23 protein-coding genes are annotated in these 21,082 nt (G+C 43.6%); 11 read left to right on the top strand and 12 right to left on the bottom strand.

Translation table 11 applies throughout. The features are described from left to right. Positions 1–36: 36 nt before the first annotated feature. Positions 37–249 carry a hypothetical protein gene (locus GQR42_RS19595; RefSeq protein WP_158201251.1) on the top strand — a complete coding sequence of 71 codons (213 nt, stop codon included), beginning with the start codon at positions 37–39 and terminating at the stop codon, positions 247–249. Here the strand turns inward: GQR42_RS19595 and GQR42_RS19590 are convergent. The 3 genes from GQR42_RS19590 to GQR42_RS29000 form a co-directional block, all read right to left on the bottom strand. Continuing rightward, positions 246–992 carry a circadian clock KaiB family protein gene (locus GQR42_RS19590; protein ID WP_158201250.1) on the bottom strand — a complete coding sequence of 249 codons (747 nt, stop codon included), beginning with the start codon at positions 990–992 and terminating at the stop codon, positions 246–248. The two genes, GQR42_RS19595 and GQR42_RS19590, sit on opposite strands and share 4 nt — an antisense overlap. A 90-nt stretch (positions 993–1,082) precedes the next feature. After that, positions 1,083–2,402, bottom strand: a complete 1,320-nt coding sequence (locus GQR42_RS19585; protein WP_158201249.1) for a type IV pilus twitching motility protein PilT — start codon at positions 2,400–2,402, stop codon at positions 1,083–1,085. A gap of 226 nt (positions 2,403–2,628) precedes the next feature. Continuing rightward, positions 2,629–3,018 (bottom strand): hypothetical protein, encoded by a 390-nt coding sequence (locus tag GQR42_RS29000; protein ID WP_158201248.1) that lies wholly within the window; start codon positions 3,016–3,018, stop codon positions 2,629–2,631. Between the two features lie 82 nt (positions 3,019–3,100). Between GQR42_RS29000 and GQR42_RS19575 the strand changes: the two genes are divergently transcribed. Together GQR42_RS19575 and GQR42_RS19570 are read left to right on the top strand one after the other, a co-directional pair. Next, positions 3,101–3,862: a hypothetical protein gene (locus GQR42_RS19575; protein ID WP_158201247.1), complete on the top strand. Its 762-nt coding sequence runs from the start codon at positions 3,101–3,103 to the stop codon at positions 3,860–3,862. Then, positions 3,859–4,269, top strand: coding sequence for a PIN domain-containing protein (locus GQR42_RS19570; protein WP_158201246.1), 411 nt, complete (start codon positions 3,859–3,861; stop codon positions 4,267–4,269). The genes GQR42_RS19575 and GQR42_RS19570 overlap by 4 nt, the downstream gene beginning before the upstream one ends. Positions 4,270–4,487: 218 nt before the next feature. On the opposite strand, the gene GQR42_RS19565 is transcribed toward GQR42_RS19570, so the two are convergent. Next, on the bottom strand, positions 4,488–5,546 hold the full coding sequence (locus GQR42_RS19565; protein WP_158201245.1) for a potassium channel family protein: 1,059 nt from the start codon (positions 5,544–5,546) through the stop codon (positions 4,488–4,490). A 126-nt stretch (positions 5,547–5,672) separates the two neighbouring features. On the opposite strand from GQR42_RS19565, the gene GQR42_RS19560 reads away from it, so the two are divergent. From GQR42_RS19560 to GQR42_RS19545, 4 genes are all read left to right on the top strand, one after another. Next, the gene (locus GQR42_RS19560) at positions 5,673–6,956 is read left to right on the top strand and encodes an aspartate aminotransferase family protein (RefSeq protein WP_158201244.1); all 1,284 of its coding nucleotides are present in this window, start codon (positions 5,673–5,675) and stop codon (positions 6,954–6,956) included. A gap of 259 nt (positions 6,957–7,215) precedes the next feature. Then, positions 7,216–7,911 carry a Uma2 family endonuclease gene (locus tag GQR42_RS19555; protein ID WP_158201243.1) on the top strand — a complete coding sequence of 232 codons (696 nt, stop codon included), beginning with the start codon at positions 7,216–7,218 and terminating at the stop codon, positions 7,909–7,911. A gap of 11 nt (positions 7,912–7,922) precedes the next feature. Continuing rightward, positions 7,923–10,061 (top strand): O-linked N-acetylglucosamine transferase, SPINDLY family protein, encoded by a 2,139-nt coding sequence (locus GQR42_RS19550; RefSeq protein ID WP_158201242.1) that lies wholly within the window; start codon positions 7,923–7,925, stop codon positions 10,059–10,061. Positions 10,062–10,112: 51 nt separating this feature from the next. Further along, positions 10,113–10,505, top strand: a complete 393-nt coding sequence (locus GQR42_RS19545) for a hypothetical protein (protein ID WP_158201241.1) — start codon at positions 10,113–10,115, stop codon at positions 10,503–10,505. 247 nt (positions 10,506–10,752) lie between these two features. On the opposite strand, the gene GQR42_RS19540 is transcribed toward GQR42_RS19545, so the two are convergent. Next, positions 10,753–11,148 carry a hypothetical protein gene (locus GQR42_RS19540; RefSeq protein WP_158201240.1) on the bottom strand — a complete coding sequence of 132 codons (396 nt, stop codon included), beginning with the start codon at positions 11,146–11,148 and terminating at the stop codon, positions 10,753–10,755. Positions 11,149–11,430: 282 nt separating this feature from the next. Further along, positions 11,431–11,745, bottom strand: coding sequence for a hypothetical protein (locus tag GQR42_RS19535; RefSeq protein WP_158201239.1), 315 nt, complete (start codon positions 11,743–11,745; stop codon positions 11,431–11,433). A gap of 266 nt (positions 11,746–12,011) precedes the next feature. Between GQR42_RS19535 and GQR42_RS19530 the strand changes: the two genes are divergently transcribed. The 3 genes from GQR42_RS19530 to GQR42_RS19520 all read left to right on the top strand — a co-directional run bounded on the left by GQR42_RS19530 (position 12,012) and on the right by GQR42_RS19520 (position 14,530). Next, positions 12,012–12,515: a hypothetical protein gene (locus tag GQR42_RS19530; protein WP_158201238.1), complete on the top strand. Its 504-nt coding sequence runs from the start codon at positions 12,012–12,014 to the stop codon at positions 12,513–12,515. Between the two features lie 135 nt (positions 12,516–12,650). Continuing rightward, positions 12,651–13,877, top strand: coding sequence for a hypothetical protein (locus GQR42_RS19525; RefSeq protein ID WP_158201237.1), 1,227 nt, complete (start codon positions 12,651–12,653; stop codon positions 13,875–13,877). A 47-nt stretch (positions 13,878–13,924) separates the two neighbouring features. Further along, positions 13,925–14,530 carry a hypothetical protein gene (locus tag GQR42_RS19520; RefSeq protein ID WP_158201236.1) on the top strand — a complete coding sequence of 202 codons (606 nt, stop codon included), beginning with the start codon at positions 13,925–13,927 and terminating at the stop codon, positions 14,528–14,530. 282 nt (positions 14,531–14,812) lie between these two features. Here the strand turns inward: GQR42_RS19520 and GQR42_RS19515 are convergent, their stop codons facing one another. The 6 genes from GQR42_RS19515 to GQR42_RS19490 form a co-directional block, all read right to left on the bottom strand. Continuing rightward, positions 14,813–16,018: a tetratricopeptide repeat-containing S1 family peptidase gene (locus tag GQR42_RS19515; protein ID WP_158201235.1), complete on the bottom strand. Its 1,206-nt coding sequence runs from the start codon at positions 16,016–16,018 to the stop codon at positions 14,813–14,815. 29 nt (positions 16,019–16,047) lie between these two features. Then, positions 16,048–16,977 carry a S1 family peptidase gene (locus GQR42_RS19510; RefSeq protein WP_158201234.1) on the bottom strand — a complete coding sequence of 310 codons (930 nt, stop codon included), beginning with the start codon at positions 16,975–16,977 and terminating at the stop codon, positions 16,048–16,050. A gap of 105 nt (positions 16,978–17,082) precedes the next feature. Next, positions 17,083–17,706: a COP23 domain-containing protein gene (locus tag GQR42_RS19505; protein ID WP_158201233.1), complete on the bottom strand. Its 624-nt coding sequence runs from the start codon at positions 17,704–17,706 to the stop codon at positions 17,083–17,085. 160 nt (positions 17,707–17,866) lie between these two features. Beyond that, positions 17,867–18,955, bottom strand: coding sequence for an isocitrate/isopropylmalate family dehydrogenase (locus GQR42_RS19500; protein ID WP_158201232.1), 1,089 nt, complete (start codon positions 18,953–18,955; stop codon positions 17,867–17,869). 201 nt (positions 18,956–19,156) lie between these two features. Then, positions 19,157–19,393 (bottom strand): NifU family protein, encoded by a 237-nt coding sequence (locus GQR42_RS19495; RefSeq protein WP_002735229.1) that lies wholly within the window; start codon positions 19,391–19,393, stop codon positions 19,157–19,159. 73 nt (positions 19,394–19,466) lie between these two features. Then, positions 19,467–20,114, bottom strand: a complete 648-nt coding sequence (locus GQR42_RS19490) for a DUF3386 domain-containing protein (protein WP_158201231.1) — start codon at positions 20,112–20,114, stop codon at positions 19,467–19,469. Positions 20,115–20,483: 369 nt separating this feature from the next. Here GQR42_RS19490 and GQR42_RS19485 point away from each other — a divergent pair, with 369 nt between their 5' ends. Continuing rightward, positions 20,484–20,795, top strand: a complete 312-nt coding sequence (locus GQR42_RS19485) for a hypothetical protein (RefSeq protein WP_233271084.1) — start codon at positions 20,484–20,486, stop codon at positions 20,793–20,795. Positions 20,796–21,082: the final 287 nt, after the last annotated feature.

Below are 21,082 nucleotides of genomic sequence, written 5' to 3'. Positions count from 1 at the left end.
ATTTGACAAAATATAAGGACAATAACAGTAAAAACTATGGATAGTCAAGATATCGCTCGCTATATCGAAGAAACTAACGGTATTTCTAAGCCTTGGCTGTTGGTGCAATTGCGTCTCAAAAAACTGCAAGAACGTCGTGCCAGTCTTTCCCAACAGGAATACATCCAAGAATTGGATGATATTCAGCAAGACTTAATAAAATTGGGCGAATGGTGGCGAGGAATCGAGTCAAAAGTCTTTAAACCCTAAGCGGTGGCGATAATCTGTAATACTCGCGGTAAATCCTCAAATTCGCCGATGATGCGTTTCACCGGTTGCGGCCAAACCCGGACTAAAGTGGGAATAGCAGAGACATGATTAGATTCTGCTTGTTCTGGATGCTTAGAGATATCGATCACTTTCAGGGTATAGGGATGGTGTAATTCTCGTTCTAGAAGCTGATGGATCGATTCTAGGGTGTGTTTAGTATTGGCATTATTACCGGAGACAAATAACCGCAAAACATAACCCTTGGGACTAGGGTTAGTATAGTCAGAGTCAGGATTAATCCCCGAAGTCGTTGGGTGGCGCTCCTGATAACGGAGAATCAGATCGTGGGATTGCCAAAGTTGGGGAAACTGCTGACGATAGGTTTCTAAGATAGTGGGATTAGAGGATTGTTCCTGCCAGGGTACAGTAAACCAAGCTCGATCGTCCGTGGCGAAAATAGCATTTAATAAAGGCTGATAGCGACGGACAAGGGGATAGACTTCGGCTCTAGTATGAATACGGTGACTGTAGGGATCTCGCCAGCGATCGATGGTAGCAGTAAAACTAGGAACTAAAAAATGGGGGGGTTCTGGCAACCCTAAAGCGGACTGGAGAGCAGCGCAGAGATTCAGATGCCAATGAGTTTGTTTATCAGGATCGATACAGTAAATCAGGTCGCCCCCGGGGGTAAACAGGGCGATGCCTTTAAAAATATCGGGCAACACAATCGCGGAAGTAGTCACTTGAGGGGTTCCCGTAGAGAATAAATAGGAACTTCTATTTTTTTAGGTTACTAAACTCTTGACCCCTCAAGAATTTCCTTCAGGGTTTTTCTAGATTCTACCCCGCAGCATCATCGCCAGTTCATTGGGAACCGGGGACATTTCCAGGGCGACCTCATCGCTAATCCGTCCCTCTTGATAGAGGTTAAACAGAGATTGATTAGTGGTAATCATGCCATGGTATTCGCCATCTTTCATTAATTCGAGAATTTCGTCATTTTTGCCGCTGCGAATGTAATCTTTGACGGTTTCTGTGTTGACGAGAATATCGTGAAAAGCCGTCCGTTTACTGTCGGTGGTACGACATAAACCCTGGGAAATAATACAAACCAAGGATTCTGCGATCGCCACCCGCAGGGATTCCTGTTCCTCGACGGTATAAAGAGTTAAAATCCGCTCCAGGGTTTTTACGGCGCTGTTGGTGTGCAGGGTTCCCATGACTAAGTGACCGGTTTGGGCAGCTTTCAGGGCAGTATTAACGGTGGATTTGTCCCGCATCTCCCCCACCAGAATAATATCTGGGTCTTCCCGCAAAGAGGCTTTTAGGGCATTATCGAACTCATGGGTGTGCATTCCCACTTCCCTTTGTTTGATCAAACTGCGACGACTTTGATGGACAAATTCGATCGGGTCTTCGATGGTGATAATATGTTTGGCTTGTTCTTTATTGATGTAATCAATCATGGCAGCTAGGGTGGTGGATTTCCCTGAACCCGTCGGACCGGTGATTAAAATCAATCCCTTCTGCACATCGCACACATCCCGGAACACCGCCGGTAAGCGCAATTGTTCCATAGTGAGAATTTTCAGGGGAATCAGACGCAAAACCATCCCCGGACCGCGCAGACTTTCAAAGATATTAATCCGCACCCTAGCGAATTCGTACTGAGTTGCACCGTCAAATTCTAGGTCTTTTTTAAAGCGAAGGATTTCTTCTTCCCCGAGGATTTCCCGTAACCAACTATAAAAAGTGTTGATGTCAATTTCAGGATAGTCGAGAATAATCATTTGACCACGATCGCGCATCCGGGGTTTTTCTCCAACTCCCAGGTGAACGTCCGAATAACCCCGATCAAAGGCCATCCGGATCAAATGTTCTAAGGTGGGTTGATTGGCAGCGCGACCGGGCCGGAGTGGGGTTTGGGGAGAAGCATCCTGACTGGGAGCGCGATTTTGGGGCGGACGTGGGGCGGGAATTTGACCATTTTGCGGCATATTAGGCACTGTTTTGGTCGGTGTCGCCACTTGTTGCGTCATTTCTTGAGTTATCCCCGTGCTGGTTCCCGTGATTAACTCTGAGGAAGGTATCGCCATGGAGGGAACCGGCAGCGGCTGCAGTGGTCGCGAGGAAGAATTGGGATTTTGACTCATGAGAAATAGAGGGTTTTTCCTTTTACTATTCCCCGATTGTACTAACATCTCATCCCCAATTTCTCAATTCCTCAATTGCTGACAGATGTTAGATTGAGGAGTAAGAAGTCAGCAGTCTCCCAGTCAGGAGACAGGAGACAGGAAGCAGGAGACTCCGAGACAGGGTGATAGGGTGATAGGGTGATAGGGTTTTGGGGTGATAGGGATTTAGGGGTTTAGGGAAATTTCATCCAAATGCTCCACTTCCCCCCGCAACGCGCACGAAGTGGTCTCCCCACTTCCCCACTTCCCCACTTCCCCACTTCCCCACTTCCCCACTTCCCCACTTCCCCACTTCCCCACTTCCCCACTTCCCCACTTCCCCACTTCCCCACTTCCCCACTTCCCCACTTCCCCACTTCCCCACTTCCCCACTTCCCCACTTCCCCACTTCCCCACTTCCCCACTTCCCCACTTCCCCACTTCCCCACTTCCCCACTTCCCCACTTCCCCACTTCCCCACTTCCCCACTTCCCCACTTCCCCACTTCCCCACTTCCCCACTTCCCCACTTCCCCACTTCCCCACTTCCCCACTTCCCCCTCTCCTATACCTTTTAAACAGGATTTAGACCCCAAAATCGTTACAATGGAGCTTTAGGGCTGATGATTTTGGCTGCTCATTTCTGTTTGATCGTCAGTTTTAGGGGAGGTAAATACGATGAATAGTCTGCAAACTTCAGTCGAACGAGAAAATTTAGAACAATTTTTGTTAGAAAATCTGCAAGATATTACAGATAAACTCAATCAAATTGTCACCGATTCTGATCGGATAATACTGGATAATTTACTACAAGAAACTCAAATTTTAGTTGAGCAAGTTAAGGATAACTCTAAAACTTATCAAGCAAGAGCCGATATATTTTGTCAAATTGATGAATTATGGTTTCAGGTATGGGAACAATATAAGAATGAGGTTTCGGCAATAAATTTGATTGAGATTATCAATGAATTTACCGATAGAGTAACTGCCTATGCTAAATTATTTATCGGCCTTGCTCAGATCAATGAGGGAAAGACTGGTGAAGAAAAAGCCGATTTAATCAGAGTGGTGGAAGGTTCACGCCTTCTCTCAGAAACGATAGATGTGTTTATTGATATGTTTGCCGATTCAGAACTAGAGCAAATTTACAAGGGAGCTAAAAATACTCTATCGATTTCTAATCGTACTATAACCGAATATTTCCAAGATACTGACAAATCTTTAGTCACCCAACTGAGAGCCTATTATAGTTTAATAATTTTCAGAATTGAAGAGCGATTTAATCCTAAAAATGTATCCTCAGAAACTACTTCTCATTCCCTAACAGATGATTTAAGCGATCTTGATCCTTGGACAAGAAACTTAGTGGGTGTTGTCGATTTAGGGTCAGAAGACCTAAAAGAGTCTTATATTGATTATTTAGCGGAGAAATATCAGTGAAACGAGTCTTATTCGACAGTGATGTATTGCTAGATGTTTTGGGTAAGCGTGAACCACATTTTCAAGCATCTGCACAAGCATTAAATACAGTTAAGACAGGTAAAACTCAAGGATATATTTCTGGTCATGCCGTCACTAATATTTATTATATTTTGTCTAGAAAAAACGGAAGAGAAGTCTCAAGAAAATTGGTGATAAGTATTCTAGAGAATTTGCAAGTTGCTAGGGTGACAGATGCAATAATTAGGCAAGCATTGACAAGTCCGATGAAAGATTTTGAAGATGCCGTTACCAGTGCCGTTGCTGAATCTGAAGGTCTAGAAATAATCATAACGCGAAACCTAAGAGATTTTGCCGCTTCCCCCGTTCCCGCAATGCTACCAGTAGATTTTTTATCGATTCTTTAACTAATGCTTGCTGAATAAATCTAAAAACCTTGTTGGGTAAGACTTTTAGACTTTTTGTCAATCAAAAAGTACTGGATATGGGACTGATCGGGGGAAAATTCCGGGACTTTTTCTCTGAAAATTAGGTAATTGACCAGATGAGAATCGGTAAAAACCTACACCCCACACCCCACACCCCACACCCTGTCCCCACGAAAAACTTTTTCAGCAGACCCTAACTAATGCTTCGGTAAACGTAAACCATCCGATCGCATGGGGATTAAAATCTGAGTTAGATTGCGTAATTGTTCGGCTGTTCCCATACAAATTAACAGATCCCCAGCCATTAATTCCGTATCTCCAGTCGGTCCGCCAATAAGTGTACCATCAGCGCGACGTATAGCCAAAACTAACGCCCCCGATCGAGATCTTAACTGTGCTTGACTAAGACTTAAACCCACACAGGGACAAGTCTTCGGATCGATTAAAAATTCTTCCATATAAAACGCTCGATCGGTCCCGGTTAAAATACCATCGACAAAATCCATTACTTGGGGACGTAGGGCGGCCGCTGCTAATCTTCTTCCTCCGGTAATATAGGGAGATACCACCGCATCGGCCCCGGCCCGTTGTAATTTTTGTACTGCTTCCTCGGTACTGGCCCTAGCAATGGCGCGAATTTTCGGATTAAGAGTTTTAGCAGACAAAACTGTATATAAATTCTCCGCATCGGAAGTTAAAGCGGCCACAATACAAATAGCGCGTTCAATTCCTGCCATTTGTAAAGATTTATCTAAGGTGGCATCCCCTTGAATAACAATATAATTTAATTCTTTGGCCCGATTTACCTGTAGGGGGTCTGTATCAATGACTACAAAAGGAATATTTTCTGCGTAAAATTCGATCGCTACCTGTCTCCCCGTGCGACCCAAACCACAGATGATATAGTGTTCTGATAGTCGATCGATCACGCGTTTCTCCTGTCTCTGTTTGAGTCCCTCTTGAAAATAGCCTTGAATTAAAGCTTCGGTCAAGCGATTAACAATATAACCGATGCTGACTACTCCCATGATAATCAAAACCATTGTAAACAATCGTCCCCGTTCACCTAGGGGATTAATTTCGCCAAAACCGACGGTAGCGAGGGTACTAATCGTCATATAGGCCGAATCTAGCAAACTCCAACCCTCGATCAGATGATACCAAAGCGTACCTAGCAAAAACACCACGATCAGGGCAAAAATTCCCCCGATTAATTCCTGACGCAGACGACGGTATTTATCTTCACTGATAGACAAGCAAAATTCACCCCTAAGACTGTCTAGTAAATTACAATGAAATCAGTTTTTAATCTAAATAACCTGTCCTTCTCAGACGGATTTGATTATAATTTCCCCTATGTCTAATCGCGCAGGAGTTCCCCAGTGAGTCCAGAAACCCTTTTAGAACCAACCTTAGTTGATCCCACTCCCAATTTAAACCCGAATCAACCCTTCGATCGAGATAGTTTTAACAGCTATGTGATGAATACTTATGGTCGCTTTCCCATTGCGATCGCCAAAGGGTTAGGCTGTCTTCTCTGGGATACTTCCGGGAAACAATACCTTGATTTTGTCGCGGGAATTGCCACCTGTACCCTCGGTCACGCGCACCCTGCTTTAATTGCAGTGGTTAGTCAGCAAATCCAAAAACTCCATCATGTCTCGAATTTATACTATATTCCCGAACAAGGAGAACTAGCTAAATGGATTGTCGATCATTCCTGCGCTGATAAGGTCTTTTTCTGTAATTCTGGTGCGGAAGCGAACGAAGCGGCGATTAAATTAGTACGGAAATATGCCCATACGGTGCTAGATTTCCTCGAACAGCCGGTTATTTTAACCGCTCACGCTAGTTTTCACGGTCGGACTTTAGCTACCATCACCGCAACCGGTCAACCGAAGTACCAAAAAGATTTTGAACCCCTGATGCCGGGGTTTGCCTATATTCCCTATAATGATATCGAAGCGGTGGAAAATGCGATCGCTGATCTCGATGAGGGTAATCGTCGGGTGGCTGCGATTATGTTGGAACCGCTGCAGGGTGAAGGGGGAGTTCGTCCGGGGGATATCGAATATTTCCAACGTTTACGGCAAATTTGCGACGAAAATAACATTTTGCTTGTCTTTGATGAAGTACAGGTGGGAGTCGGAAGAACTGGTAAACTCTGGGGTTATGAGAATTTAGGAGTAGAACCGGATATTTTCACTTCTGCTAAGGGTTTAGCGGGGGGTATTCCCATCGGTGCGATGATGTGCAAAAAATTCTGTGATGTGTTTGAACCGGGTAGTCATGCGAGTACCTTTGGGGGTAATCCTTTCGCTTGTGCCTCAGCTTTAACAGTATTACAAACCATTGAACGGGATCATATTCTCGAAAATGTCCAGCAGCGAGGGGAACAATTACGCGCCCGTTTACGCGTGATTGCTTCTCAATATCCCCATCTATTTGTTGATGTGCGCGGTTGGGGTTTAATTAATGGTCTGGAAATTAATTCAGAAAGTGAGTTAGTTTCTTCTACTATTGTTAATGCTGCCCTAGCAGAGGGTTTATTAATTGCTCCGGCCGGTCCGAAAGTTCTCCGTTTTGTCCCTCCTTTAATTGTCTCGGAAACAGAAGTAGATGAGGCTATGGATAAACTAGAAGCAGCGATCGCTAAAGTGGTTTAATTTCAGTTATCAGTTATCAGTTATCAGTTATCAGATGTAAGTTTTAAGTTTTAAGTTTTAAGTTGACAGTTTCCAGAACGTAGGTTGGGTTGAAGCATGAAACCCAACGCCCGCTCATGTTACGAAGTGCGCTAACCCATCCGACAAATAATTGTGCCTACCTACTTATGAGTCAATTATTTTTGAGCTTTATCCCCCTAACTGTAACTTTTTCGCTGGACTAGGGGAGGATGAATCTACTGTTGTTCGGGGCAAAAAAATGATCACTTCTGAACCTATTTATTCTCTCCCTAAAACCCCTCCTTTAGAAAATGGTGATCAACTAAGTCGCCAAGAATTTGAGCGTCGTTATCAGAACCTTTCTGAAGTAAAAAAAGCCGAATTAATTGAAGGAATAGTTTATATGTCTTCTCCTGTACGAGTGCAGAGTCATGGAGAACCTCATTCTGATATTTTAACTTGGTTAGGGGTCTATAAAGCTGCCACAATTGGGGTGATGTCTGCGGATAATACTACAGTGCGTCTGGATGCAGATAATGAGGTACAACCGGATGCTTTACTAAGAATTAAAATTGCTGGACAATCAACTATTAGTGACGATGATTATATCGAAGGTGCGCCAGAATTAATCGTAGAAATCGCCGCTTCTACTGCTTCCTATGATCTCCACAATAAATGGCGAGTTTATCGTCGTAATCAAGTGCAAGAATATCTTGTTTGGCGAGTTTATGAACGTCAATTAGATTGGTTCCGATTAAATGGTGGAGAATATATTAAACTTGAACCCGATAGTCGAGGGATAATTTACTCGCAGGGTTTCCCCGGTCTTTGGTTAGATGTTAATGCTTTATTAGCGGGTAACTTAGGACAGGTTTTGACAGTTTTACAGCAAGGTTTAGCCAGTCAAGAACATCAAGATTTTCTGAAAAAATTATCTCAAAAAACTAATAATTGACGATTAAATTTATGAATTGGCATCCTGACGCTTATCAAGCTTTAATTGCTGAAGATTATCCTCAAGTTGCGGCAATCTACGAGGAACTAATCGATAACAATCCCGAAAATATTTCTGACTATTGGTACTTGGGAGTTGCCTATCTTCTGCAAAATTTAGAAGCAGCAGCGCAGGTGATGTGGCAAAGTATTTTCAGGGAAGGAAATCCCGAACAAGTTAAGCAATGGCAAGCAGAATTAGAAGCAGTTTTAGACGCAGAAGCGCGACGACAACAAAGCAAAGGTGATCTGGCAGCTGTAGAATATCTTCGCTATCATCTACAGGAAATTGTTCCCAAGTCAATTAATAATTTATTAGCTTTATTCGACTTAGCTTTAGATTTAGAAATATTTGATCCAGAAGAACTTCTTAATTATCCTATTCAAGACAATCTCAGATATAATCCTAATCAAGAATTGCTTTTAAATGTAGTTCTCAAAAGTCTTTTATATCCCCACGAATTAACTTTAAATTTAGCTCAAGCAAGTTTACCCTACCTAGAGGAATTAGCTGATAGTTTTATCCCGCAAGCTTTTCAGATAGCAGCACGAGTCACTAACGAGCAACAAAGTCCCACTTTTGGAGTGGAAATTATTAAACTTTGTCTGCAATTAAGACCAAATGATCTGAGTCTTTTAGAACAGTTAGTTAACCTCTATATTTTAGCCGAAGACTTTGATAATTCTTTGATAACTGCCTATCAATTGCGAGAAATTTGTCTAACTCCAACCCTAAAGTTATACAGTAATTATCTAATTTTGTTAATACTTTTGCGCTGGGGAGTTTGGCAAGAAATTGAGCATATTTATCAAGAATATCAGAATTTATTACAGGAATTAACCCGTCAAAAAAATATCACTTTAGAACCGATTATTAAAACTAGCTTTCTCAATATTTCTAGTCCCCTACCCTACCTAGGCGATCGAGCTTTAGCCAATCGACAATTAACTAATCGCATTGCCGAAATTTTCCTTGATAATAATAGCTTAAAAACTTCTTTTATTACTATAAAAAAAGTTCAAGAAAAACTAACGATTGGTTATCTTGCTAGTACCTTAAAACATCATTCTGTCGGTTGGTTAAGTCGCTGGTTAATTCACCATCACGATCGAGAAAAATTTCAAATAGCCATCTATACTATTAACCAAGAAGAAGATGAAATTACCCGTCAATGGTTCCGGGATAGCCGAGATATTATCCGTCATTTTCCCTACGCTCAAAATCCCCTAGAAGTTGCCCAACAAATTCAACAAGATCGGATAGATATTCTAGTAGATTTAGACAGTTTAACCCATAATCTCACCAATCAGATTATCGCCCTGAAACCTGCGGCAAAACAAGTGACTTGGTTAGGTTGGGATGCTTCTGGATTAGCAACTATTGATTACTATATCGCCGATCCCTACGTTTTACCCCAGCAAGCGGAGGAATATTATCGAGAAAAAATCTGTCGTTTACCAGAGACATATTTAGCAGTGGATGGTTTTGAAATCGGCACTCCCAATCTCTGTCGAGAAGATTTAGAAATTCCCCCCGATGCTACCATCTATTTTTCCGTACAAAGTGGCATGAAACGCCATCCTGATACCATTAAACTTCAGATGAAAATTCTCGCACAAGTCCCTAATAGTTATTTTCTGATTAAGGGAGTCGGTAAGACTGAAAAAATTCAAGAATTATTTACTGAAATAGCGATTCGGGAGGGAGTTAATCCCCAAAGATTGCGGTTTTTACCGAGAGATATAGATGAATATACCCATCGCGCTAATTTACAGATTGCCGATGTGGTGTTAGATACCTATCCCTACAATGGCGCTACCACCAGCTTAGAAGTTTTATGGCAAGGAATCCCTTTAGTTACATTGGTAGGAGAACAATTTTCTGCGCGCAATAGTTATACTTTTATGATTAATGCTGGTATTGAAGCCGGAATTGGCTGGAATGAGGCAGAATATATCGACTGGGGAGTAAAATTAGGACTCGATCGCTCCCTTCGTCAAGACATCAGCCATCAACTGTTAGGAAATCGTGACATAGCTCCCCTCTGGCAAGGGAAAAAATTCGCTGAAAATATGGAAAATGCCTATCTAAAAATCTGGGAGGGAAATTGATATGATCCGCAATCAATAAAGTATCAAATTCAACTAATAGGAGTTTAACTGATGACAGCCGCAACTGAAAAAGATTTAAAAAGACTAGAGGATTTAATCATCGGCATTGCCAACGGACAGAAGGCGATCGAAAACCGACTAACCACCCTAGAAAACCGACTAATCACCCTGGAAAACGGACAGAAGAATTTAGAGTTAGGGCAGTCGGAAATTAAAGGCGATATACGAACCCTAGACGCAAAGATAGAGGGTTTAAGCAATCGAGTTAAAGTTATAGAGAACGCGGCGGTAAAAACCACCGATCTCGCCGAAAAAGTCGGGGAATTGAAAAACTGGAAACAGATCGGGGTAGTGGTGATCACCGCTTCGATCAGTTCGATCCTCAGTGGTGTTACGGGTGGGGTAATCGGTTGGCTAATCCGAGCGGCGAAAGTTAATCCCTAATGGTGTTGCAAAAATCAAGATATGAAGACTGATTTTGCACCTGTCCACCAGTCAACCTAGTCCTAGGTTTTAAAAATTGCCCAAGAAGACGGGTAATAATTATCCCCAAAATACTCTAGGAAGTAACCTAAATAACCAACCCCAAAAAAACTCTCTGCTAAACTTGAGTCAGTAGATGCACCCTGATGAAAAAGGAGAGTCCAAGAAAGCTCTCCTTTTTTTTATTGAGAAACCAATACGGGGGGATTTAGCCGCGGTTAGCAGGTAGTTTTGCTTTGCGCGCCATGTCTTTGAAACCGTTTAAACTTGGACCAGGGCGACGGCGAGACATACTAGGAGTAATCAAGTATTTTGTCGCAAATTCCACTTCTTGCGGCTCTACTTTACCGTTAGTAGCGGCTACGGGTGCCGGTGCGCTCACAGGAGCAGCTGGAATTTCTTTTACTTGCTTTTCTTTCTTGATAGAAGTTTTTTTGGCTTTTTTCTCGGCTACAGGGGCGGCAGCCGGCTCGACAGCAGGGGCGGGCGCTTCCAGAACAGGTGCAGGTGCTGCCGTGGTTGCTGTTGCTTGTTGTTCACCATCAGTTTCTTTTAGTTCTAGGTAAAAGTCAGATTTTTTGCCACCAAAGAGATTTTTTAACATTGGGGATCACTCCGAGAGTCGGGAAAATGTAAAAGACTAGGTATTTAAAAATTTATCATTGACCGGGATCAGGCAGCAAACAAGATTATTCTCTTGACAATTTCCCTCTTTCATCTATTTTTCTTTGGATAATCGCTACCAGAAAAAGTTTTTAAAAACAAGTTAAATTTACAAAAATTTACAAAAGTCTCGAACGAGAAACCCCGACACAAACAATGGCAAAAACTGCTAGAGACGTTGCTGACAACGTCTCTAGATTATTTATTGGCGATTTGGTCAGATTTAGCTGGCTGCGGGTACACGGCTGCCGCTAACTCCGGGGACAGGACTACGACGAATATTGGTTTCCGCTTCGATGGGAACGAATTCAATATGATTGAGGAGGGTAGTAACGAAAGCAAAGAGTAAAAAAGGCAAAGAGAGGACGACGACTAACCCCACGGTAGCGAGGGCAAAAATTTGTCTAGTGCTACTCCAAAGAGCTAGAGTGGAAGCGAGAGTAAGAAAAATAACGATTAACCAAACGATTATTTGTCCGTAAATATCTCCGAAGGTGAGGGTGCAAACCATGCGATAGTTACGAAAATCCTTATCCATAACAGTAAACCCCTAGATAGTCAGTTATTGTTTTAGGGTAAGTCTAGAATCGTCAACTTGGTCAATATTTAAAGGTTTTTATAAACACTTGTTGATAAATCTTTACAATTCTGCCCCGAGCGGGTAGCCAAATCTAGAGGTAAGATCGGTATTGTTTGGTTGCCCTCAGAATTGATAAGAATTGCTAAGAATTACCAAAAAACTGGCCAAAATTTTGGCGAACGCTCTTTACAATTAAATTATAAAGGCAAGGAGGAGCAAGCCTAATGAAAACTTTTGTTGAGCGTTATCGGTCTTGGTTTAATTGGACAACCTTAGCCATGGTTGTTCTCGGTTTCTGGTTAAGTGCCAGTTTCGTCATCGATTTAATCATTCTCCCCAGCTTATCCGTAGCCGGCATGATGACACAAAATGGCTTTGCCAGCGCTGGTTACTTGCTATTTGGCATTTTTAACCATCTGGAATTAGTTTGTGCGGCGATTGTGCTGTGTAGCTTTGTTGTCTTCCACCGCTATCATACCTTAATCCATCTCCCCGAACATCGATCGCTCCTATTCGCCGGTGTTCTCTTAGTAATCACCCTAATTTACACCTATTTTCTCACTCCCAATCTGAGCGCTATGGGTGTACTGGCTCCCGTTACCACATCGGGAATGTCGGGAGAAATGATGTCCTTGCAGATTGGTTACTGGTTTCTAGAAGTGGTTAAAGGTTTGATAGCTTTTACCCTGTTGCGCTGGTGTTGGCGAGATGCCTTTAAGTTGGCTTAGTTGTTGATTAGAAGCGGGGTTCAACCCGCTTTTTTTAGTTTTAGCAATATAACGAACAAGTTTAATAACTTGCTATCTAAGCATAAATCAGTTACAATTCTTGCAAATTAATTTCGTCCGTGAGGAAAGCTGGAAGTGTTGTTAAAAAAAGCCAAAAGAAACAGCCAGATGAGACAGATATTTTCTGGAGGAATTTTCATTACCTCCTGTGTGGGTACAGCCATACTTTGCGATGGGGTGAAGGCCCTTCCTTCCCCCTTAGACATTGACGCTGCTTCTATTCGGTTATCCCCGGAAAAAATTATCATTAATTCCCCCGTGGAATTAGAGAGGACAGAAAGAGTTCTGACAACCAATTCCTTCTCGACAACAGAGGGATTAGCCGATAGTAATCTGCCCTCATCCTTAGAAAATAAACTAGGGAAATCTTCCCTCGATACTTTAGCAACAGAAAAGACCAGGACAATTTCAACCCTAGAAGAATGGAAGGCGAATCTAGGGACAATGCAAGCGAGTCAGCTTTTACGGGCAGGGGGTAATAACGCTCCAGAAGTCGAAAAATGGCAAGCACAGGCATCTACCCCCGTTGATACCAATGTTTCCCCCGAATTGCAGCGTTTACGTCAAGAGTTTCTGATTGAGGAACCGCAATTAACGCTACAAACCCTTTCTGCGAAACTGGCGGAATTTGTGGTTGCCCCTAGTGCCAGTATTTCTACTCCCATCGGTTTTGGAGCGAATTTTGGGCAGATTTTCGGTGGTTTCGGTTTCCAGTCGAGAACCCGTTTTACCAATCAAGCAGATGGTGGGTTAGCCCTAGGGGGCGGTTTGGGAGACCCCCAGAAAATTGTCGGTTTAGATGTAACTCTGGCGATTTTGAGCCTTTTTGGTGATAATGCCGGACGGGGCAGTTTTAGCTTTAAAATTCACCGTTCTCTGCCAGAAGGTTTTGCTGTGGCCCTAGGATTTGAAAACGCTATTAACTGGGGTGGGACAGATGGCAGTAGCAGTATCTACGGGGTGGTGAGCAAATTTTTTCAGTTAACAGAAACAACGAAAGAACCCTTTAGCCAATTGACGCTCTCTTTGGGTGTTGGTGGTGGTCGTTTTCGCTCGGAAGGAGCCATCGAAGATGGGGTAAATTCCCTGGGTGTCTTTGCTAGTGCGGGTTTACGAATTGTTGAACCGGTCTCGGCCATTGTCGAATGGTCGGGTCAAGACTTAAACGCAGGTATTTCCCTGATTCCTTTCCCGAAAGTCCCCTTGACGATTAACCTTGCCGGTGCTGATTTAACGGGCAATGCCGGGGACGGCGCTCGCTTCGTCATGAGTATCGGCTACAATTACTTTTTCCCCCGTTAGTCAGTTTTTACACTGTTAATTTAGCTTTTTGAATGAGGATTAAGACCATGTTGATGAAATGGTTGACTAATTGGCAAGTTTCCTTAGTGGCGGCGGTTTTGCTGACCAATGCCCTAGTCTCTCCCGTTATGGCGCAAACCGGCAACCAATCCGATGTCACCGGGCCAATTCTTTCCACCGGTGATTTTGCCGGTCAAACTATCCCCATCACCACCACGGTGACGGGATTGGGATTTCAGGGGGGAGAACCGGCTCAAATCTCTGTTAATCAAGCAGCTGCTTCTGTGAATACTCAGTTAGCTGATAATAATTTAACCTCCCCTACAGGTACCCCGATTCCCCCAGCCATTCAGCAATCGATACTGAGCATCTTAACAGGAGATGCTCAGGCGGGTAATAATATCAATGCTGTCACCGCCGCTCTTTACACAGCCCCCGGCGCACCACCTTTAAATGTTATTCAAGACTTATTGGCCAGCTTAGAGGGACTGACCAACGATGAGAAGGTAGTTCCAGCTAAATTGTTGGCAGCGGTGCTGGCCTATAATGCGATGATTTTAGCCAGTAACGAAGAGTTTCTCCGCAATCCCCCCGCAGAACTACGAGCAATTCAAGCATCCTTAGCTAAATTGGTCCAACCGACTATTAGCTAAGGGACTTGCGCTTTGATAATGTACCTTTTGGGCGAACGCAGTTCGCCCCTACATTGTGGACAAAATCCGTTACTGTCGGGGCGCCTGGAACCTGCGCCCTCCGCGCGGAGGGGGTTTGCTGATCACCCTAAGTCGGGCGAGAGCCTTCGAGGGCCACCGCGGCTAAGGGACTTGCGCTTTGATCCTGTGCCATCTGGCTGGTCTGATTCTTCTACAGAGCGATTTTCAAAGCTGGGATATTATTCCCACGCAAGTCCCTAATCAGAATTCTCCCTGCTCACTTCACCATAGTCTTCTCGGATTAGAGGGCTGTGGTGAAGGCTCGACGGTGGGCGCGGTGGTTGGCTGTGAGGGGGTTACAGGAGGGGTATTTCTTCCCCCTAAAGATTCTTGGAGCTTGTCGCGCAGTTTTTTGGCGGTATCGGAGTCAGGATTAATTTTGAGAGCTTGTTCGTAGGCAGCGAGTGCCTCTTGGGGGCGTTTCCAGTAGGTCAAGACCAGACCTTTACCGTACCAAGCTTGATAGAGTTGAGAATCGAGTTGCAGGGCTTTTTCATAGGCGGCATAGGCGAGGGCTAATTGTCCTAACCGCCACATTTTATTGCCTTGATTAAGCCAGTTTAGGGGATTAGTATCGTTCTTATTGGGAACTTCAAAAGCCTTGTATAATTCATCCCCAATTTCTTGGAAAGATAAGGCATTGGGGGGCGAATTTTCGACATTTATCTGCCCTTGAATGCCAGACTGGGGTGCTAATTTCAAAAAAGTAGTGATGGGAATAGCGAGACTAAAGCCAATTGGCACGGGAACCTTTTCGATTTTTTCGGCTTCATTTTGTCCGTGAACTGCGATGACTCGTCCATTGATATCCAACACTGGACCGCCACTCATGCCCCCATAGGTGACACTGGTATAAACTATCTCATACCCCAACTCCGGAGGAAATATTTTCAGCAAGGGTGTAATGTCCTTGGGTAGCACTTTCCCCACATTGAACAATCGTTTCCGCTTGCCGATAAATTTCGGATCTGGCCATCCAGAAGCAAAAATAAATTGTTCGTCAGCTACTTGATAGTTACCCAAGGTAGCTAATTGATAATTTTGGTCGCTCTGAAACTGCACGAGAGCTAGATCTACTCCTGGTAATTTTTTGATGCTATTGTAATCGAGCGGATATTGCTTGCCATCCCAGGTAATAATTTTTAGTTGATCGTAATAGAACTTGCAGGCATCTCTAGCATCTTTACAGATTACATGACTAGCAGTAAGAACAGTATAAACCCTTCCTTCTTTGGCAATAATTGATCCAGAGCCATTAGCAGTAATTTTCCCATTCGCCCCCTCTTCTTCTGAGGGGATTAAAACGGTAATCTTTTCAGCAGTTTTTTCTAGCTGCTCAGTTGTTGATGCCTTAGCAATCTGAGGAGAAACCACAAACACCGCTATACTAACTAGGGCGGCGGAAATTTTCAAGAAATTGTTGCTCATTCTGGTTTAAAAATACAGTTGAGTGGAATTTACCAGAGTGGTGTGCGAGCGGGATTCTTTTCTCTTGGGGTTGACGGGGATGGAGAAGAAAAATCTTCCGAGAAAGTGGGTTCTCTATGGGTGGGAAGCGATGGGGGTGAAACTGAGGGCTGTTGCGGACTGGAAGCAGATAGAGAAGATGACCCCGATTGCAAAAAAGTCTGTATAGGAATCGCCCAACTTAATCGACTCATTTGTTCCCACAGTGCTGGTGAAGTCACCGTTCCATCAGCAAAAACGTAGGATTTACCCCAGAGAGGATAAGCATGAATCCCGTTAATACCAATAACTTTACCTTGCCGATTCAGCAGCGGTCCGCCACTCATACCATTTTTAATCTTATTGGTGTAGCCGATTTGGTAGCCTCCCGAAAAGGATTTATCACTCAAAAGCGACACTTTACCCAGGGTGAAGGTAAATCCCTCTTCTGTCGGGCGATCGCCATCGAAGGGAAAACCAGCGGCGAAAACTTGCTCTCCGATAGCGAGATCATCGACATTAGCCAAATCAGCAATAGAATAAACTTGGCTACTGCGAAAAGAAATTAAGCCTAAATCATAATTATTCAAGCGAACTGTTCTGACCAACTCCCCCCGATGTATCTTGCCGTCAGGGGTTTGTATTTGCCAACCCTGAGAGCGATACCGCCCTAAAACATGGTCATTAGTGAGGACTTTGTAGGAAGCACCCTGTTTTTCGACTAAAATGCCCGAACCCCAGCCTTGCCCTGATAACACCTTAACAGTAATTGCTCTGGCTAACTGACGCAGCTGTGGTTCTGAACGTTGTTGAGAGCTATAGGCATTGGCCTGGTTAGGTTCCAGAGCAGGAGCATAGCTTTGAACAGCAAGCAAAGGTGTGGACAGTCCCAATAATAAACTGCCCACACCAGCCAAAATTCTTTTTATCGCCCGACTCACTTGATCACTATGCTCCTATCTATGAACTATAAAAGTTTACCAAACAGCGGGCGTTGGGTTTCCTTGCGTCAACCCAACCTACCTTATCTATAGAACTAGAAAAGTTTACCAAACAGAACCGCCTGATGGTTTTTGGGGCGATTGTTCGGGAGAAGTCCCCGACGCTGGAGAAGAGGACGAACCGGTAGCCGGATTTGTTTCTGCGGGAGCGTTTTCTAGGAATTTGTTGAAATGGACAGTGGCAGAATCCGATGAGCTTTCAAACAAAGGACTGCTGCTGGCTCCCTCCCGGATGTCGAATAGCTGTTCGATTTTCTGGGTTGCGTTTTCCCCTCTCTTGAGGGTGAATAATAGGTTACTGCTATTTGCCCGTTCTCGCCCATCACTAGGGGAATAGATGACCGGCAGACCATTGAGATAGCCAGTGGTAATAATATCAATTCCGCCCGGTCGAGTGTTCAGGCTGTTGAATCTTCCGGTCACTTCTTGACAACGTTGCATGGGAGTATAACCGGAACCACTAAAATAACGAGAAACCCAACGAATCACAGCCTTGTATTCATTAGGGCCGACTTTGGCATAGGTTGTGGGAACTCCTACATAGGGGCCTGTCACTGGTACAAGACACTCGAATCTGGTTTGAGCTTGGCTCGGTGATTGTAAGGTCAAGGCAGCTCCTACACCAATCAGACCAATAGTCAGAGTTTTTGTCAAAGTTTGTAGTTTCATTGTTCTTGTCTTAATCCTGCAAAGGGACTCTGTTGCACACTTCAACGGTAGCTTTTGTTTTTCCGTAAAATAAACAAAAGCAAGGCCTTTGCAACAATTCTTATTTTTTGGGATTACCCTTTCTTCAAACTCCTTTAAGAGAGCAATCACATTAGTTCATTTACCCCAAAGCAGACCAAACTTCTAACTTACTGACCACGCGACGAATCACCTCATCGGTAAACTCACTCATGGTCATTTGGCCCCCTAAATCGGGGGTTTTTTTGCCCTCGTGAATAGTTTCAAAGACACTTTCATAAATTGCCCGAGAAGCCTTGCGCGCTTCGCTAGTTTCGATATAACCTAACAAAGCTGCCGAGGCTAAAATCATCGCCATGGGATTAGCAATATTTTTGCCCTCTAAAGCGGGGGCTGTGCCGTGGGGAGCTTCTGCCATAATAGTTTTAACCGCTAAAGTCTCCTCATCAAATCCCAAAACTAAACTTTCGGCCCCGGCAATACTGCCATAGAGTTGCAAGACAAAATCCGATAATAAATCGCCATCGCGATTAAGTGCCGGAATCACCAAAGCTTCGCCGTCGGTTTGTAAAAGTAGGGCAAAAGTTGCATCAATTAACAGGGGTTGATAACGTACTTCCGGATGTCTTTGGGCTGCTGCGTCTAATTCCTCTTTAAACATCCCTTCGTAGGTGGCACTGACGGTGAATTTTGGGCCGCCAAATACCCGCGCCCCGGTTTTTTTGGCCTGTTGAAAGGTAAACTCGGCCACAGCGCGACTGGTAGCCCTAGAAATGCGCGAGGTACGATAGGCAATTTCATCGCCGGTGGCCGTGGTTTCTCGCCATTCTTTGGCCCCGTAGGCATCGTCAACGGCCATGCGGACAATGGCAATGGGAGAATAAACGCCCCCAATCGGACGAATACCGGGGATACGGCGACCGATGCGGAGAATTACCTGAGAATTCATTGCTTCTCTTAAAATAGCGTTGGGACTGCCCACATCTCCTTTGATTTCTGGGGTAATAGTAGCAGCTTTCAGGGCTAATCCGGTTTTGAGAGTCGCTTCGGCGGCCTCATAAACCACTTGATTGTTACTCTGGCGACGCTGGGCTAAACTAAGATCAAAATCGGCAAAGTTAAGCGGTTGACGAATTATCGAAGGTTGCAATACTCTCAGGGCTTCTAGTAATAGTTCTTCTCCAGTTTGGTCGCCGTGCATGACCACAATGGTGGGGATATTTTCCGTCATAATTTTTGAGTTTTAATAAAAATTTTCAAGTATATGTTAATGCTTAATTGGCTGGTTAATCGGCTAAAAAAGATACTTTTTATCTTAATTAATTCTGTAATTTTATCAATCTTGCAGAAAAAAATATATAATTAATATTATGCCCGATCGCTAATTTAACTTAGTCAATCGGGCGGTGGTGAGAATTAATTAAACCAAGATTTAGAAAGCTTGTTCGACTTCGGCAATTTCGGGAATCACTTCCCGGAGACGACGTTCGATGCCCATTTTTAGGGTCATGGTGGAACTGGGACAGGAACCGCAAGCGCCTTGAAGACGCAGTTTGACGACTGGCCCGTCGATTTCGACTAATTCCACGTTACCACCATCGGCCATCAGGTAGGGGCGCATTTCATCTAAGACTTGTTCGACGTTATTGGGAGTCAGTGTTAAGGACATAATCAGCCTCTGGTCAGAGATTTATTAGAGTGTAGTTACTTCAATCCTAACGCTTTTTGGGCGGGGATAACCCTTAAGATTCTAAAAGCTGTAGATTGATAAAAGTAAATTCTGTGGTGGATTTTTCGCCCCCGGCGTCGATTGCGTTAATCACTTGACAGGAGGGTAAATAATAATTACCGATTTTTTCGTAGGTTTCCTTAAAGTCACGTTTTCCCTTTAATTCATCGGTTTTAGCATTGCGGAAAATGGCATTATAGCGAATAGAAATATAACCTTCTCCCGTATCGAGACTTTCCTCGGTATTAATAGTAAAAGCCATCGGTCCCATGACTCGACTGACTTGACAGATTTCTTGGCCGCGGACTTTATAATTAGACCCCATCGCATCGCCGGTGACAAGAATTTCTACCGCACCGGTGGGATCATTTTCGCCGAAATTAAACTGGTTTTTGCCGTGGGAAGCATCAAAATTGCCTCTTTTACGGTGAGTAACGATGTCGCGCATTTGATTATAGATACTTTCTTGCACTTTCTCGTCATCAATGCCGGTTACTTCCACACTATAATCGGCATTAACTTGAATTTTGCCCGTATAGACTTCCTCCCCTTGAGTGAGGATAATATCGGCAGTGTAACCGGGAAATCCTTCATCCCAAGTGTAACGGTTTTCGTAGGCGGAGCGGAAAATATCTCGGGCGTTCGTCGTGGCTACAGTCATAATCGCTTTACTTGTGTTGATAACTCTATTTATATCATTGTCGCTGATTTTTTCGCCTCTGGCCGAGATTTCTAGAAAACTCAATGAATTTCACAACTTAAGTAGGTAGGTGTTAAAAATTGTCAGATACTCCCGCTATCCATTAGTCACATCTTTCTTAACATAAAATTTGACAAAAAGAGAAAAGTGTGCAAGATGGCTCAAGGAGGTTCTATGGGGGAACTAATTTGATGGAATAGTTTCCAATTCTCGCTGATATCATGTAACCTTCGCAGTCCCAACCAAATAGTTTTAACATCAGCCAATCCCTCGGTATAATCCCCTTTGTAGTTTAGGTTGACCGAAGGAAAACCCAACAAGGCATAATTGGTGGAGTTTGATATAGCGGCTTTTTTGAGTGTAATTGAACCAGCTGCAAAACAAAAGTTTGCAGCGATTAAATTAAAACATGATCAGATTTTTGGTCAAGCGATTATATCTTTATGCAAACAGCATCAACTGCGACAATCAGATATTATAGGAACATCCGAGCGTCAAGTGAGACGCATTGAACAGGGAGAAGGAACAAAGATAGAAACCCTTAATTTATTTGCCCAAGCTCAGAAAATGGAACTTAATGATTATCTTGATGCTGTTGCTGGGTTAATCGATAATACTTCAGTAGATTTGCTCCAATCTTAGAGCTTATTTATCAAGCAAACATCAAAACAAATGTAGGGCGATCAAGGAATGATTACCCTAGTTTTTCTGACAAGGATTTCTCATATTCCGTAGTCAAAATAGGGTATGCCACTTTCTGTCTTTTCTTTCTTTTCCTGGTTTTTCCAATTGGGACACCACTCGTTAAGAGGTCTGACAAATGAGCCTCTTTTATATTCATTCTCTATTATTGGTAGAGCGTTATTAGCATCTTGCTCGGTTGGGAATAGGATGACACTCACATAAAAGTTGCTACGTTTAAATAATAA

It is taken from the genome of Microcystis aeruginosa FD4, from assembly GCF_009792235.1.
Taxonomy (GTDB): Bacteria; Cyanobacteriota; Cyanobacteriia; order Cyanobacteriales; family Microcystaceae; genus Microcystis; species Microcystis viridis.
This window is presented reverse-complemented; position numbering and strand designations above follow the sequence as displayed.

What these genes read in the sequence shown, in the direction of transcription:
- GQR42_RS19595 (WP_158201251.1), top strand. Translation starts at nt 37, where the DNA reads ATGGATAGTCAAGATATCGCTCGCTATATCGAAGAAACTAACGGTATT.
- GQR42_RS19585 (WP_158201249.1), bottom strand. Translation starts at nt 2,402, where the DNA reads ATGAGTCAAAATCCCAATTCTTCCTCGCGACCACTGCAGCCGCTGCCG.
- GQR42_RS19575 (WP_158201247.1), top strand. Translation starts at nt 3,101, where the DNA reads ATGAATAGTCTGCAAACTTCAGTCGAACGAGAAAATTTAGAACAATTT.
- GQR42_RS19555 (WP_158201243.1), top strand. Translation starts at nt 7,216, where the DNA reads ATGATCACTTCTGAACCTATTTATTCTCTCCCTAAAACCCCTCCTTTA.
- GQR42_RS19550 (WP_158201242.1), top strand. Translation starts at nt 7,923, where the DNA reads ATGAATTGGCATCCTGACGCTTATCAAGCTTTAATTGCTGAAGATTAT.
- GQR42_RS19545 (WP_158201241.1), top strand. Translation starts at nt 10,113, where the DNA reads ATGACAGCCGCAACTGAAAAAGATTTAAAAAGACTAGAGGATTTAATC.
- GQR42_RS19540 (WP_158201240.1), bottom strand. Translation starts at nt 11,148, where the DNA reads ATGTTAAAAAATCTCTTTGGTGGCAAAAAATCTGACTTTTACCTAGAA.
- GQR42_RS19535 (WP_158201239.1), bottom strand. Translation starts at nt 11,745, where the DNA reads ATGGATAAGGATTTTCGTAACTATCGCATGGTTTGCACCCTCACCTTC.
- GQR42_RS19530 (WP_158201238.1), top strand. Translation starts at nt 12,012, where the DNA reads ATGAAAACTTTTGTTGAGCGTTATCGGTCTTGGTTTAATTGGACAACC.
- GQR42_RS19520 (WP_158201236.1), top strand. Translation starts at nt 13,925, where the DNA reads ATGTTGATGAAATGGTTGACTAATTGGCAAGTTTCCTTAGTGGCGGCG.
- GQR42_RS19515 (WP_158201235.1), bottom strand. Translation starts at nt 16,018, where the DNA reads ATGAGCAACAATTTCTTGAAAATTTCCGCCGCCCTAGTTAGTATAGCG.
- GQR42_RS19505 (WP_158201233.1), bottom strand. Translation starts at nt 17,706, where the DNA reads ATGAAACTACAAACTTTGACAAAAACTCTGACTATTGGTCTGATTGGT.
- GQR42_RS19500 (WP_158201232.1), bottom strand. Translation starts at nt 18,955, where the DNA reads ATGACGGAAAATATCCCCACCATTGTGGTCATGCACGGCGACCAAACT.
- GQR42_RS19495 (WP_002735229.1), bottom strand. Translation starts at nt 19,393, where the DNA reads ATGTCCTTAACACTGACTCCCAATAACGTCGAACAAGTCTTAGATGAA.
- GQR42_RS19490 (WP_158201231.1), bottom strand. Translation starts at nt 20,114, where the DNA reads ATGACTGTAGCCACGACGAACGCCCGAGATATTTTCCGCTCCGCCTAC.